This is a genomic window from Nocardia gipuzkoensis (assembly GCF_021183645.1).
GTDB lineage: Bacteria > Actinomycetota > Actinomycetes > Mycobacteriales > Mycobacteriaceae > Nocardia > Nocardia abscessus.
Map to the genome: position 1 here is coordinate 2,264,495 of NZ_CP089225.1, position 13,563 is coordinate 2,278,057.

The 13,563-nt window shown below is 68.5% G+C and carries 13 protein-coding genes; 5 read left to right on the forward strand and 8 right to left on the reverse strand.

Annotation, left to right across the window (positions count from 1 at the left end; genetic code table 11):
* Window positions 1–244: 244 nt before the first annotated feature.
* The 5 genes from LTT66_RS10400 to LTT66_RS10420 form a co-directional block, all read right to left on the reverse strand.
* Entirely contained in the window at window positions 245–760 is a 516-nt protein-coding gene (locus tag LTT66_RS10400; RefSeq protein WP_233066285.1) for a flavin reductase family protein, read from the reverse strand.
* Window positions 753–1,268: an NADPH-dependent FMN reductase gene (locus tag LTT66_RS10405; protein ID WP_233066287.1), complete on the reverse strand. Its 516-nt coding sequence runs from the start codon at window positions 1,266–1,268 to the stop codon at window positions 753–755. The genes LTT66_RS10400 and LTT66_RS10405 overlap by 8 nt, the downstream gene beginning before the upstream one ends.
* A 12-nt stretch (window positions 1,269–1,280) precedes the next feature.
* Complete coding sequence (locus LTT66_RS10410; RefSeq protein WP_233066289.1) at window positions 1,281–2,498, reverse strand: SfnB family sulfur acquisition oxidoreductase; 1,218 nt, start codon at window positions 2,496–2,498, stop codon at window positions 1,281–1,283.
* Window positions 2,498–3,613: a dimethylsulfone monooxygenase SfnG gene (gene sfnG / locus LTT66_RS10415; RefSeq protein ID WP_233066291.1), complete on the reverse strand. Its 1,116-nt coding sequence runs from the start codon at window positions 3,611–3,613 to the stop codon at window positions 2,498–2,500. Before sfnG ends, LTT66_RS10410 begins: the two co-directional genes overlap by 1 nt.
* A 130-nt stretch (window positions 3,614–3,743) precedes the next feature.
* On the reverse strand, window positions 3,744–5,135 hold the full coding sequence (locus tag LTT66_RS10420; RefSeq protein WP_233066294.1) for a styrene monooxygenase/indole monooxygenase family protein: 1,392 nt from the start codon (window positions 5,133–5,135) through the stop codon (window positions 3,744–3,746).
* 99 nt (window positions 5,136–5,234) lie between these two features.
* Between LTT66_RS10420 and LTT66_RS10425 the strand changes: the two genes are divergently transcribed.
* A complete protein-coding gene (locus LTT66_RS10425) occupies window positions 5,235–5,717 on the forward strand; it encodes a GAF domain-containing protein (RefSeq protein WP_233066296.1) in 483 nt (160 codons plus the stop codon).
* A 63-nt stretch (window positions 5,718–5,780) separates the two neighbouring features.
* Here LTT66_RS10425 and LTT66_RS10430 read toward each other — a convergent pair whose 3' ends face one another.
* The 3 genes from LTT66_RS10430 to LTT66_RS10440 form a co-directional block, all read right to left on the reverse strand.
* Complete coding sequence (locus LTT66_RS10430) at window positions 5,781–7,214, reverse strand: LLM class flavin-dependent oxidoreductase (RefSeq protein WP_233066298.1); 1,434 nt, start codon at window positions 7,212–7,214, stop codon at window positions 5,781–5,783.
* Window positions 7,211–8,434 carry an acyl-CoA dehydrogenase family protein gene (locus LTT66_RS10435; protein WP_233066300.1) on the reverse strand — a complete coding sequence of 408 codons (1,224 nt, stop codon included), beginning with the start codon at window positions 8,432–8,434 and terminating at the stop codon, window positions 7,211–7,213. Before LTT66_RS10435 ends, LTT66_RS10430 begins: the two co-directional genes overlap by 4 nt.
* A 123-nt stretch (window positions 8,435–8,557) precedes the next feature.
* Window positions 8,558–9,007 (reverse strand): MarR family winged helix-turn-helix transcriptional regulator, encoded by a 450-nt coding sequence (locus LTT66_RS10440; RefSeq protein ID WP_233066302.1) that lies wholly within the window; start codon window positions 9,005–9,007, stop codon window positions 8,558–8,560.
* 528 nt (window positions 9,008–9,535) lie between these two features.
* Here LTT66_RS10440 and dpgA point away from each other — a divergent pair.
* From dpgA to dpgD, 4 genes are read left to right on the forward strand one after another with little or no spacing between them, the layout of a single operon-like run.
* Window positions 9,536–10,678 carry a 3,5-dihydroxyphenylacetyl-CoA synthase DpgA gene (gene dpgA / locus LTT66_RS10445; protein ID WP_228820103.1) on the forward strand — a complete coding sequence of 381 codons (1,143 nt, stop codon included), beginning with the start codon at window positions 9,536–9,538 and terminating at the stop codon, window positions 10,676–10,678.
* Window positions 10,679–10,711: 33 nt separating this feature from the next.
* On the forward strand, window positions 10,712–11,416 hold the full coding sequence (gene dpgB / locus LTT66_RS10450) for an enoyl-CoA-hydratase DpgB (protein ID WP_233066304.1): 705 nt from the start codon (window positions 10,712–10,714) through the stop codon (window positions 11,414–11,416).
* A complete protein-coding gene (gene dpgC, locus LTT66_RS10455; RefSeq protein WP_233066305.1) occupies window positions 11,413–12,726 on the forward strand; it encodes a (3,5-dihydroxyphenyl)acetyl-CoA 1,2-dioxygenase DpgC in 1,314 nt (437 codons plus the stop codon). Before dpgB ends, dpgC begins: the two co-directional genes overlap by 4 nt.
* Window positions 12,723–13,532 (forward strand): enoyl-CoA-hydratase DpgD, encoded by an 810-nt coding sequence (dpgD, locus tag LTT66_RS10460; protein ID WP_233066307.1) that lies wholly within the window; start codon window positions 12,723–12,725, stop codon window positions 13,530–13,532. The genes dpgC and dpgD overlap by 4 nt, the downstream gene beginning before the upstream one ends.
* Window positions 13,533–13,563 lie beyond the last annotated feature (31 nt).

The window sequence follows — 13,563 nt, forward strand, 5'->3', positions numbered from 1 at the left end:
TCATGACCGGACCTTTCCGTAAGAGACCCTCCGAGTCTCCCACAACCCTGATCGACGCCGAATTCCGGTCCAGGGCGACGCCACTGCACGGCCGTGTAAATCGCGGGTCGAAACCGCCGGGTCGCGGGTTGGTTCCTCGCCCGGATCACAGATCCCGCGCACTCGTTGGAGTCGATCGAGCGTGCGCTAGAACGCAGACCGCTCTCCGCAGGTTCGCCATACGCGGATGAGCGCGTCCGTTATCTCAGGCCGCCCCGTTGGCCGGTTCGGCGCGCAACCGACGGAACTTGCTGCCGTGGAAGACCAGCGGGTCGACATCGGCGCGAGTGGCGATGCGGTGGATGCGCAGGATGACGACGGCGTGGTCGCCCGCGGGGACATGGGCTTCCTGGACGCCCTCGATCCAGGCGGACGCGCCGTCGATGAACACGGCGTCGCCCGAGCCGCGGTGCAGCTGGATATCGCGGAAACGGTCGCCGTCGCGGGTGCCGAGGGTGCGGGCGGCGGCCTGCTGGTCGGTGCCGAGCAGGCTCAGGCCGAGGTGGCTCGCGGCGGCGAGCTTCGGCCAGGTGGCCGAGGAGTTCTGCACGCAGAACGAGACCAGGGGCGGGTCGAGCGAGACGGGAACGAACGTGCTCACCGCCAGACCGTGCGGGGTTCCGTCGATTTCGGCGCACACCGCGACGACACCGCTGGGGAAATTCGCAAACGCGCGACGCAGACCGGCTCCGTCGGCGGGAAATTCGAACAGGTCATGCATGATTCGCAGCTTTCGAGCTGTGGGCCAGTGCCTGGGCGACCGAACGCCACCGACCACTGTACCGGTCGATGACGCCGTCCTCGGCGAATGTGCGATCGGACAGGTAGAGCCCGGGCAGCGCGGCGGTGGCCCCGATTTCGACGAGCACGGGCTTCAGCAACAGGTCGGGCGCCAGTGCGTGGGCCGGTCCGGCGCCGAGCATCACCGGCACCGCGAGCACGCCCTCGAGCCCCGTCCCGCCTTCGAACTGTTCGAGGAACAGCTTCAGCAAACCGGTGTAGGTCGCCTTGAAGGTGGGACTGGCGAAGACCACGAGCTCCGACCCGGCCACGGTGCGCACCGCCTCTGCCACCGCCGGATCACCCCAGCTGAGCAGCCCCGGACCGAACTCGACCAAGTCGATCACGGTGGGCTCCACCTCCGGCCGCAGACCCCGCGCGACCAGCGTGGCCGCGGTCAAGGTACGCGAGGCCGGTTTCGGATTCCCGACGACGACAGTGACCGTCATTTTCTCTCCTTTTCAGATCACACCGTGCAGCGGCGGTGCGGCGTCGTGCAGCAGGGCCCGGCCGATGTGCTGGTATTTCCAGCGCACCGGGTCGTGCAGGGTGTGCGTGCGCGCGTTGCGCCAGAAGTGGTGCAGGTTCAGATCCGCGGCGGCGCTGCGCGTTCCGCCGACCTCGAAAAGCGCGGCGGACACGTCGTTGGCGGCGCGGTCGGCCAGCACTTTGGCGGTCGCCACGGCCAGCGACGCCTGGGCGGCGCTGTCGGCGCTCGGATCGGTCCTGGTGGCCGCGTCCACCGCCCATCCGGCCGACGAGAGGGTCGCCTCCGCGGCGGTGACCGCGACCGACAACTCACCGAAACGCTGGATCAGCAGCGGGTCGTCCACCGCGTTCGTCACCCCGGCCTCGAACCACGGACGACTCTTGGTGCGCACGAAATCCGTGGCCGCGCTGAGAGCGCCGCGGGCGATGCCGGTGTCGATGGCGGCGTGCAGCAGCTGCGCGAACGCGCCGTAACCGGTAGGCGCGCGCACCGCGCCGGAGCGGGGAATCACCTGGTCGCCGTCGACCAGCGCCTCCTCGAAGGACACCGTTCCGCTGCCGGTGGTGCGCTGCCCGAGCCCGTTCCAGTCGTCCGCCACGCGCACGCCGGGCGTGTTCGCGGGCAGGTAGGCGATGTACTCGCCGGGCTGGAGGCCACTGTCGCCCGCCGGATCGTCCAGCCTGGTCAGCACCGCGAACAGGTCGGCGAACAGCGATCCGGTGCAGTAGTACTTCACGCCGTCCACGCGGAATCGCTCGCCGACCGGTCGCAACGTGGTGGAGATGTCGGCGATGGTCGCGCCGCCGCGCTCGGATTGCGCGTTGGCGATGCGCCCACCGTCGAGCACCCGCCCGAAGTAGCGCCTGCGCTGCCGCGCCGTACCCGCGAGCCGGAGCAGGTTCACATAGACGAAGTGGCTGTGCGGGATCTGCGCGATGTTGGGGTCGGCCGTGGCGAGGATTCGCGTCACTTCCGCGACCGCGCTCGGTGGCAGATCCGCGCCACCGTAGGCCGCGGGCACGGTGATCGCGAGCAGACCGCTGGCCGCCAGCCGATCGACCTCCGCGTACGGCAGCGCGCGATCCCGGTCGCGCCGCGCGGCCCCCGGCGCGAATTCCGCCGCGAGCCGCTGCGCGACCGCGAACGCCTGTGCCGCCGAGAGCACGCGATCGGCGGCGACCGCGGTCATCAGTTCACCGCCGCGACAGGCCGCTGCGCGGCTTCCAGCTCACGCACCAGCGGGAGCACCTTCGCGCCGAAGTACTCGATCTCCTCCTGGAAGTGCAGGAAGCCGCCGAGGATCAGGTCGACGCCGAGCCGCTTGTAGGCGACGATCCGCTCGGCCACCTGCTCCGGCGTGCCGATCAGCTGGGTGCGGAAACCATCGTTGTACTGCACCAGGTCTTCGAACGTGGAGTCGGCCCACATGCCCTTGCGGTCCTTGGTGGACGCGCCGGCCTGCTGCACCGCGTCGCGGAAGCCCTCGACCGCGGGCTTGTTCGCCTTTTCGATGATCTCCCGCAGGGTGTCGCGGGCTTCGGTCTCGGTGTCGCGGGCGATGATGAAGCCGTTGAGCCCGAATTTCACTTCCCGGTCGTGGGCGCGGGCGACGGCGCGCAGGTCGTCGAGCTGCTCGGTGACGCCGTCGAAGTCCTTGCCGTTGGAGAAGTACCAGTCGGCGTAGCGCCCGCCGTTGCGCCGGGCGGCGGTCGAGTTACCGCCTTGGAAGAGTTCGGGATTCGGGCGCTCCGGTGTGTTCAGCGGCTTCGGCTTCAGGGTGAAGTCCCTGATGCGGTAGAAGTCGCCGCCGTAGTCGACGTTGTCCTCGGTCCAGATCTTGCGGATCACCTCGAGGAATTCCGCGCTGCGCCGGTAGCGCTCGTCGTGCTCGAGCCACGGCTCCCCGAGGGCGGTGAATTCACCGGCGAACCAGCCGGAGACGACGTTGATGGCGAACCGGCCGCCCGACAGGTGGTCGGCGGTGGCGCCGAACTTGGCCAGCACGGCCGGGTGCCACAGCCCGGGATGCACGGCCGCGATGACCTTCAGCCGTTCGGTGGCGCCGAGCAGCGCGAGGCTGAACGAGGTCGATTCGTGCTGGTACTCCGCGCCGTAGGAGGCGGTGTAGCGCACCTGCGAGAGCGCGTAGTCGAAACCGTTGTTCTCTGCGGTCTGCGCGAGCTTCTTGTTGTACTCGAAATCCCAGCTGGTGCGCTGTTCGATCTCGCTGGTGACCAGTCCCCCGCTGACGTTGGGCACCCAGTAGGCGAATCGGATCTGCTCGGCGATCTGCTCCGTGGTCATAGCTGCTCCATGGTTTTCGGGGGGGGTAGCTGTCGGATCGGAGGCCGGACGCCGCGAATGCGTCCGGCGCTCCTTCCACTCCAACACCGGCTCCCGGTCGGGACGAGGTTTTGAATCTGTGCGATTCGGATCAGGCGTCGGCGAGGGCAGGCGAGTAGCTCGACCTGGTGAACGTGCCCGCCGGCGCGAACCGGCCCAGCAGCGCGGCGGCGTCCTCGCCGGTGACCCGGGTGATGAACTCGCCTGCCGCTTCCGGCGAATCCACCGGCAGGAACGGCTGCGGGCGATGCAGCAGGCCCACCAGCGCCGAGGCGAACGCCGGTTCCACGGCCGCCGCGGCGAAGAAGGCGTTGCCGATCTCGCCCAGCTCGGGATCGCTGAGGAACAGCCTGGTCACCTTGTTGGCCGCGTCGCCGCGCGCGGCCAGGAACGCCGCGTACTGGCGTGCGATCCACGCCTCGTCGAACGGTCCGTCGTGCACGGCGGCCGCCGCGACCAGCCGCTGAGCCTGGATCAGGCCGCTCTGCGCGCCCTGCCCCGCGATCGGGTCGTAGGCGATGGCGGTGTCACCGAGCGCGGCGACCACGTGCCCGCCCGCGGTGCGCCCGACACCGGAGCGCACGACCGGACGCACCGCGCCTTTCAACCACGAGTGCGGGTCCTCGGGGATGGTCTGCGTGGCCAGCACCTCCGGCAGATCCCAGTCGATGTAGTCGCGGTAGAGGTCCTGCACGATCCGGTGCGCCGACTCGGCGGAATCCGCGGCGGTGAAACGCTTCTCCCAGTCGCTGCCGGGACGCGCCCAACCGAGGAACGCCCAGCTCGGCCCCGCGTCCTTGTGCAGGTACGGCCCCCACCACCCTTCGCCCTGATCGGCCAGGATGGAGAAGCCGCTGTGCGCGCCGCCCGCGACGCTGCGATGGGCGAAAACGTTCTCGTCGTGGCCGATTCCGGTCACGGTGACGGTGAGCAGCGAGCGCTGCGGCGCGTCGTAGGGGGTGCGCTGCGCGTCGACGGGGAACAGGTCCGACAGACCACCGCGACCGGTCGCGACCAAGGTGAGGTCGTTGGCGGCGGCGATGCCGTCGAGCGTCTCCGGCGTCACCTGCTCGACCACGAACCGGCCGCCGCGCTCCAGGAACGCGGTGAGCCGCTCGTCGGCCTTGAGCCGGGTGTCCACCGCGACGCCGACGAACCCGTCGAAATGACCGTCGAATTGGATCAATTCGGCGCGGTCGGGACCCGGACCCGCGATGCGCACGCTCAGGCCGCTGTGCCGGGGCGCACGCGCGGTGTAGCTGTCCAAGCCCAGAGCGGCCTCGGCCTGCTGGGTCTCACCGAATTCGAGCGCGGTGCCGGTGGCGGGCACGTCGTCACGCAAGGCGCGCTGATCGCGCTCGCTGTAGAGGGTGACGTCGAAACCGTCGTCGAGAAGTCCTAGCGCCGCAGTGACGCCGGTCTGTCCGGCGCCGATAACCGCGGCCGAACGAGTGGAACGGGGTACGGATTGCTGCGATGTCATGCAGGGGATGATGCGATGGCCGCATGGTGCGCGCAGAGCGTTGCGATCACCGAGAATCAATGGGCAGACAGCGAATTCCCAGCGCGTACCATTCGGGCCATGTCGTTTGTCGTCGCCGATCTGACCGGAGACCGCACCGAGCGGTATCGACAGCTCGCCGCGCAGGCGCGGGCGCTGGTCACGGGCGAAACCGATCGTATCGCCAACGCCGCCAATCTCTCCGCGTTGGTCTTCCACGCGTTATCCGATGTGAATTGGGTGGGCTTCTATTTCTACGACGGACGGGAACTGGTGGTCGGCCCCTTCCAGGGCAAACCGGCGTGTGTGCGCATAGCGCTCGGAAAAGGCGTGTGCGGTACCGCCGCGCAGACCGGGGAAACTCAGCTCGTGCCGGATGTCCACCCGTTCGACGGCCATATCGCCTGTGATGCCGACACGCGTTCGGAAATCGTCGTGCCGCTGGTTCGCGACGGTGCGCTCGTCGGGGTCTTCGACCTCGACAGTCCACGCCCCGGTCGCTTCGACGACGTCGATCGCGCGGGTTTGGAAGCGGTAGCCGAAATATTCCTCGCCGCGAGCTGATCGTTCGCCGCGCTGGAAACCGGACGGCGTCGGCGAAGAGGGCTCCGACGCCGCCCGACGATGCTACGAGTGCGCCTCGGCCGTCGCTCCGGGCCGCGAAATCGCCTCCGGCAAGGCGGTCGATCCCGTACCGCCCAGCCGATAGCTCGCACCGCGGTGCTCCGGAGGCAACCGGTCACCCGCGCCGAACAGTGCGTTGCGCAGCGTGCCGGGCACGTACTCCTCGGCGTACGCGCCGCGTGCGGTCAACACCGGAACGACGTGCCGGACGATGTCCTCGAACGTTCCCGGCGTGATCGCGTACGCCACGTTGAAACCGTCCAGATCGGTTTCGGCGGCCCATTCCTGGAGCAGGTCGGCCACCGTCTCGCCGGAGCCGACGAACACCGGGCCCATGCCGCCGATGCCTGCCCACTTACCGATATCGCGGACCGTCCACGCCCTGCCGTCGTCGTCGAATTCCTGGAACGCCGCCACCGCCGACTGGATCGCGTTGCTCTGCACCTGACCGATCGGGGCATCGAGGTCGTAGCGGGACAGATCGATGCCCATCCAGCCGGACATGAACACCAAGCCGCCCTCGACACTGGCGTAGGACAGGTACTCCTCGTGCTTGCGCCGCGCCGCCTCGTCGGTCGCGTCGGTGATGATCGTGGCGAGGGCGTAGACGCGCGCCGCGTCACGGGCGCGGCCCGCCGCTTCGAGCGCATCCCTGATCCGGGAAACCGTCTGCGCCAGGACCCGTTTCGAGGGACCGGCGATGAAGATGGCCTCCGCGTTCTCGGCCGCGAACCGTACGCCGCGCGGCGAGGCCCCTGCCTGATAGATCACCGGCGTACGTTGCGGCGACGGCTCCGAGAGGTGGATGCCCGGCACGGTGTAGTGCGTGCCGCGATGACCGATATGGTGCACCTTGGCCGGGTCCACGTAGACGCCCACGGCCGCGTCGCGAACCACCGCGTCGTCCTCCCACGAGCCTTCCCACAGCTTGTACAGCACCTCGAGGTACTCGTCGGCCTGGTTGTAGCGCTCGTCGTGGTCGAGTTGGTCGGTCGCGCCGAAATTGCGCGCCGCCGACGGCAGGTATCCGGTCACCACGTTCCAGCCGAGCCTGCCGTTGGTGAGATGGTCGAGCGTCGACAGCCGCCGCGCGAACGGATACGGGTGCTCGAATCCGGTGCCGGTGGTAATGCCGAACCCGAGATGCTCGGTGACCGCGGCCATGGCGGAGACCAGCAGCAGCGGGTCGGCCACCGGGATCTGCGCGCCCTGGCGCAGGGCGGCGATGTCGTTGCCGCCGTAGACGTCATAGGTGCCGAGGACGTCGGCGATGAAGATGCCGTCGAAGCGGCCGCGTTCCAGCAGCTTCGCCAGCTCGGTCCAGTAGCCCAGCTCCTTGTAGCGATGCGACTGGTCCTCCGGATGCCGCCACAGCCCGGGTGACTGATGGGCGACACAGTTCATGTCGAATGCGTTGAAGCGGATCCGGCGGGTCACCGCGCGGCTCCGGCAGCCGGTGTGCGTTCGCCCGCGCTCCACGCGAACGGCAGTTCGGTGTCGTTGAGCAGGTGATCGCCGATCGCCCGCGCCTTCTGAATCGCCGGGTTGTGCACCGAGATGGTCCGGGCGTTGCGCCAGTGCCGATCCAACCGCAACTGTTCGGAGACCACCGAAGCGCCGCCCACTTCGAACAGCAGCGTCGTGGCGGGCAGCACCAGATCGATGACCGCGAGCTGGGCGCGAGCCGCGGCGAGTTCGGCCGCCACCAAGGCGCTCTCGTCTTGCGCGCCGCTCGTCAGCACTTGGTCGAGCACGTCGGCGACGGCGAGCACACTGGCTTCGGCGGCGAACGCGGCCGCCGACAGCCGCCCGATCACCTGCTGCACCAGCGGGTCGCGCCGGGGCAGATCGGCCGCGGAGTGGGTGTAGCCGCGGGTGCGCGCCGCGACCCAGTCCCGGACGTCGCGCTCGGCGCGCTTGGCGATGCCCGCGAGCACCGACAGCTGGACCAGTTGCAGGTACGAGGTCGCGTAGGTCGGGCCGGGTGCGCCGTATCCGGGTCCGAGGATCCGATCCTCGGACACCACCACGTCGGTGAATTCCGTGGTGCCGCTGGCCGTCAATCGCTGCCCGAAGCCGTCCCAGTCGTCGTGCTGGCGCACCCCCTCGGCGTTCGCGTCCACCAGCACCCCGACGCGCTCGCCGTCGCGGTCGGCCGCGGCCAGGATGTAGTCCGCGTACAGCGACCCCGTGCTGTAGTACTTCACGCCGTTGAGCAGCCATCGGCCGCCGTCCTCGGTCAGCGTGGTGCGGTAGCGGTCCACCGCGCCGACGCCCGGCTCGGTGATCGCGTTGCCCACCAGCGTGCCCTCGGACACCGCGCGCAGCCAGCGCTCCCGCTCCGGCCCCCGCTCCGCCAGCAACTGGTCCTCGACGAACGAGAAGTGCACGCGCAACGCCTGGGGCAGGTTCGACTCGGCCGCGGCGAGTTCGATGAGCAACCGGAACAGCTGCCGGACGGTGACGCCGTACCCGCCGAACTCGACCGGAACGCGCAGCGCGCCGAACTTCGCCGCGCGCAGCAGGCCGACCTCGTCGTACGGCAGGGAGCGATCGATCTCTCGCGCTACGGCGCCCTGGGCGATCCGGTCGAAGATCGGGCCGAAGATCGCATCCAGTTCGGAGTCGGTAGTGGATTTCGCCTCGGTGGTCGTCATCAGCTCACGATCGCGCACCCCGGCCCGGGGCTCACGGGTTGCGCGCAGCGCGATCGAAATGAGGACCGCAACTTCCGGTCGTCCTACCGGGCCGGTCGCTCAATGCCGATCGGTTCGTCCCTCTCAGTCCGGTGGGAGCCCCGCGAGGTTCTGCAGCAGAGCGAGTGCGCCGGGGTGATCGCCCGGGGCGAGAACCTCGAACAGGACGCGCTGGACCTCGTCGGCTTTCGGGAGCAGCTGCGCGTACTCACGGCGTCCGGTGCGGGTGAGGGCGATCCGCCGTTCCCGCTTGTCGGCGGGGTTGACCGATCGCTTGATCAGGTTCTTACGTTCCAGTGAAGCGGCCGCCTGCGCCATTGTCGAGGTGTCGGTCCGGACGCGGACGGATATCTCGTGCTGCGGCGAGGGCCCGTCGGTGTAGACGACATTGAGAATGGCGAACTGGATCGGCGTGATCGAGTCACCCACGGTGGCATGCCAGATGGAGTTGTGCCGCTGGTAGAGCAGCCTGATCAGGTGTCCCGGCGTCGCCGCGAAGACGTGCGGCGCCGGTGCCGAGGTGAGTGACTCCATTCGCTGATTAGACCACGGCCACATCGGAAGGCGGTCCGGATCGGTCGTTTGACCAGTACAGCTTCCGGCCACTGACGCTCGGCCAATAGTACGTTTACGGACTATCTCAACTCTCCGATCAACGATCGAAAGCTGTTGTGCCCGTGCATTTTTGACAGAACTAGCGATGCACAGCGGCCGACCCCCTAACGTTTTGGGGTTGCCACCCCCGATCGAGCAGGGGTACTGTTCGAAATCGATCGAACTGACGCTTCCAGGTCTGAACCGGAAGCCGGAAGCACCACATAGTCGCTGTGCGACTGTGCCGCATAGATCGATTCTCGGGGGGAATGAGGGGTGGCATACCAATTTATTCGACGTGCCCTGCTCGATGAATGCGTACCGCGCATTCACGGGTAATCAAGGTCCGACTTACTGCCATCGGCAGGCTCCGTCGCTCCGAATGAACGAGCGGCGGAAAAGCATCGCATTTATCGGTCTTTCGCGGCCGCACAACCGCGCGCCTCCAAATCAGCACAGGAACTGAGCATGACGACCATGAGCACCGCCCGGGTCGAAGCACTCGAGCCGAATCTACGCATCCATCCCCCGCAGGCAGCCACCGCACCGAAGTTGCTAGGAGTGGCCACCGCCAACCCGCCGGATCGCTACAGCCAGCGCGAACTCATCGATCTGCTGAAGATCACCGACCCCAAGATCCGTGGCGTCTTCCTCAACGGCGGCATCGAGCAACGACATCTGACCCTGCCCCCACGTGGCGACGACGGCGAATTCCGCGTCGAGACGCAAGCCGAACTCCTGGAGAAACACCGCAGCCAGGGCGTGCGCACCGGCGCCGACGCGATGCGCCGGTGCCTGCGCGACATCGGCCGCGACCTGCACGACGTGCGCTATCTGGTGGCCGTCACCACCACCGGATTCCTGACCCCCGGATTCAGCGCGCTGCTGATCAACGAGGTGGGCCTGGATCCGGATACCGCCCGGCTGGACGTCGTCGGCATGGGCTGCAACGCCGGGCTCAACGGCCTCGCGGCCGTGGCCAACTGGGCCGCCGCCCATCCGGGCGAACTCGCGCTGCTCGTCTGCTCCGAGGCGTGCTCAGCGGCTTACGTTTTCGACGGAACGATGCGCACCGCCGTGGTGAACAGCCTTTTCGGCGACGGCGCGGCGGCGCTGGCAGTACAGGCGGGCGACGGCCCCGGGCCCGATGAGCGGTCGAGGTCGAGCCTGACGCCCACGTTGTTGACCACCAGCAGCTACATGATCCGGCACGCGGTCGGCGCGATGCGCTACGACTGGGACGAGGAAGCGGGGAAGTTCAGCTTCTACCTCGACAAGGAAGTGCCCTACGAGGTCGGCGCGCACGCGGAGATCGTGATCGACAAGTTGTTGCGCGGCAGCGGTCTGCGGCGCAAGGACATCGCGCACTGGACCGTGCACTCGGGTGGCAAGAAGGTCATCGACGCGGTCAAGATCAACTTGGGCCTGACCTCGTACGACCTGCGCCACACCACGGGGGTGATGCGCGATTTCGGCAACCTGTCCAGTGGCTCGTTCCTCTTCTCCTACCAGCGGCTGCTCACCGAAGGCCGAGTCCGTCCCGGCGACTACGGCGTCCTCATGACGATGGGCCCGGGTTCGCAGATCGAAAGCGCTCTGCTCCGCTTCTGACTCAGATCGATCGAACAACACACAGGGGGAACGATGACTACATCCAACTGGTCCGGCACCAACGTCCTGGCCACGGTGATACCGGCCGATCAACCACTGTCTACCGAGCTGATCGACGCGGTGACGGCGATCGCCCTGCGCGCCGAGGACGCCCCTCGCGACCGGCCACACGGTGTCGTCCTGTACATCTCCGGTCCGGAAGCGGGACAAAGTTTCTCGTGGCCGGGCGCCGTGGATATCGGCACCGTCGGCAAGTGGGAAGCCGCCTTGCGACGGCTGGAACAGGCGCCGGCGCCGATCGTCGCCGCCATCGACGGAGACGCCTACGGTCCCGCGGCCGAACTGCTGCTCGTCGCCGACTACCGGATACTGCGTTCCGGGTCGGTTCTCGGATTCGCCACCTCCGATGGAGGCAGCTGGCCGGCAATGGCGCTGCATCGACTGGTCGCCCAGCACGGTGCGGGGCTCGCCAGGACATTCGCGATACAGGGCCGCAGCCTGTCGGCGTCCCAAGCGCTGGAGCACGGCTTGGTGGACGCGGCGATCGATGACGACGCCGAAGCCGAAACCCGCGCGGTGCAAGCAGGTCTGGCCCTGTTCGAGGCGACCGTCGGGACGGAGATCGCCATCAGCAGGCGTCTGGTCCTGGACGCGGCGGTCACCCGATTCGAAGACGCGCTGGGCGCGCATCTGGCTGCCTCCGACCGGGCACTGCGGCGACTCGGGAGCGCGCTGTGACCACACTGCCGCAGTTCATCGGCGACCTCGACTACGACCGGGCCGCGCTTCAGGCCGCCGCCGCCGAATGCGGCCGTGTCCTGGCCGAACTCGCCCCCGTCGCGGACCGCGACGGCGCGCAGGCCGCACGAGCCGCGCAAGCCCTCGACACCCTGCGAGCCCTCCGGCGGGCGTTCTTGCGCACACATCTGTCCGCCGTGTACCTCGCCGCCACCGACAACCTGCGTGCTTCGCCACGGTTGACCGAACTCGCCGCCGCGGTCACCACCGAGTTCCCCGGCCTGCTCCCCGAGCCCGGTCAGCTCGCCGCCGACGCCGCGGCGGCGCAGGCGCACAAGGAAGGCTGGGAGATCGACCAGGGAATCTTCTTCCACGCGGTGTTCTCCGACCCGATCGCGGGCAATCATCTGCTCGACGCGATGCGCAGGCCGACCGGTCGCGCGCGGGCACTGCTGCCGGACTTCGAGCGCACCGGCCGGATCACGCTACCGGCGGCGACGCTGACCCGCTCCGGCCCCACCGCGACCATCACGATCACCAACACGCACTGCCTCAACGCCGAGGACAACCAGCACGTCGCCGACATGGAGACCGCGGTCGACCTGGTACTGCTCGACCAGCGGTCCGAGGTCGGCGTCGTGCGCGGCGGCGAGATGACCCACCCGCGCTACCGCGGCAAACGGGTGTTCAGCGCGGGCATCAACCTCACCGAACTGCACCAGGGCAAGATCTCCTACGTCGAATTCCTGCTCGGCCGGGAGACCGGATACCTCGCCAAGATCCTGCGCGGCCTGTCCACGGTCGACGATTCCGGCGATTGGCCCCCGCGGCTGCACACGAAACCGTGGATCGCCGCGGTGGACACCTTCGCGATCGGCGGCGGGGCCCAACTGCTGCTCGTCTTCGACCGCGTGATCGCCGCCGCCGACAGCTACTTCAGTCTCCCGGCGGCGCAGGAAGGAATCGTGCCCGGCGCGGGCAATCTCCGGCTCGGGCGTGGCTCGACGTACCGGCTGTCGCGCGATGTGATTCTGTGGGGCAGGCGGATCCACGCCACCGAACCCGACGCGCGTTATGTCTTCGACAGCGTCGTCGAACCCGACGCGATGGACGTCGAAATCGACCGCGCTGCCGAGCGGCTCGCCGCCGACGCGGTGGTCGCCAACAAACACATGCTCGTGACCGCCGAGGAACCGCAGGACACGTTCCGCGCCTACCTGGCCGAATTCGCCCTGCACCAGGCGCTGCGGCTGTACGGCGTGGACGTGCTGGCGAAGGTGGGCCGGTTCAGCGCGGGAGCGCGCCGGTGACCGCGCCGCCGGAGCCGGCCACCGTCGTCTACCGCAAGCATGGACGCGTCGCCACTGTCGAACTCGATCGCCCGGAAGTATTGAACGCGATGAATGGGCGCATGCACGCCGAACTCGCGCAGGTATGGGACGACATCGAACGCGACGAGGAAATCTGGGTGGCCGTGCTCAGCGGCCGCGGCGGTCGCGCCTTCTCGGTCGGCCAGGACCTGAAGGAACTGTCCCAGCGCATCGCCCACGGCGATGGATACTCCACGTTCGGCAGCGCGGGCAAACCCGGGCACCCGCGGATCACCGATCGGTTCGGCTTCGCCAAGCCGCTGATCGCGAAAGTGGCCGGATACGCGCTCGGCGGCGGTTTCGAACTCGCTCTCGCCTGCGACATCGTGATCGCCGCCGACAACGCCGAGTTCGGGCTCACCGAGGCCAAACTCGGCCTGATCCCGGGGGCGGGAGGAGTTTTCCGGTTGCCGCGGCAGGCGCCCTATCGGATCGCGCTGGGCCATCTGCTCACCGGTCGCCGGATGACCGCGGCTCGCGCCGCCGAACTCGGCCTCGTCAACGAAGTGGTTCCCGCCGGAGACCTCGACGCGTGCACCGATGCCTGGGTCGCCGACATCCTCGCCTGCGCGCCGCTGTCGGTACGGGCCATCAAGGAGGCCGCGTCCGCTGCCCTGACCATGCCACTGCCCGAAGCGTTCACCGCGCGATACCACTGGGAGACCCTGCGCGCAGGCTCCGCCGACGCCCGCGAAGGGCCACGCGCGTTCACCGAGAAAAGACCACCGATCTGGACCGGCCGCTGAGCCGCGTCACCTATCGAGAAACGAAAGGGCC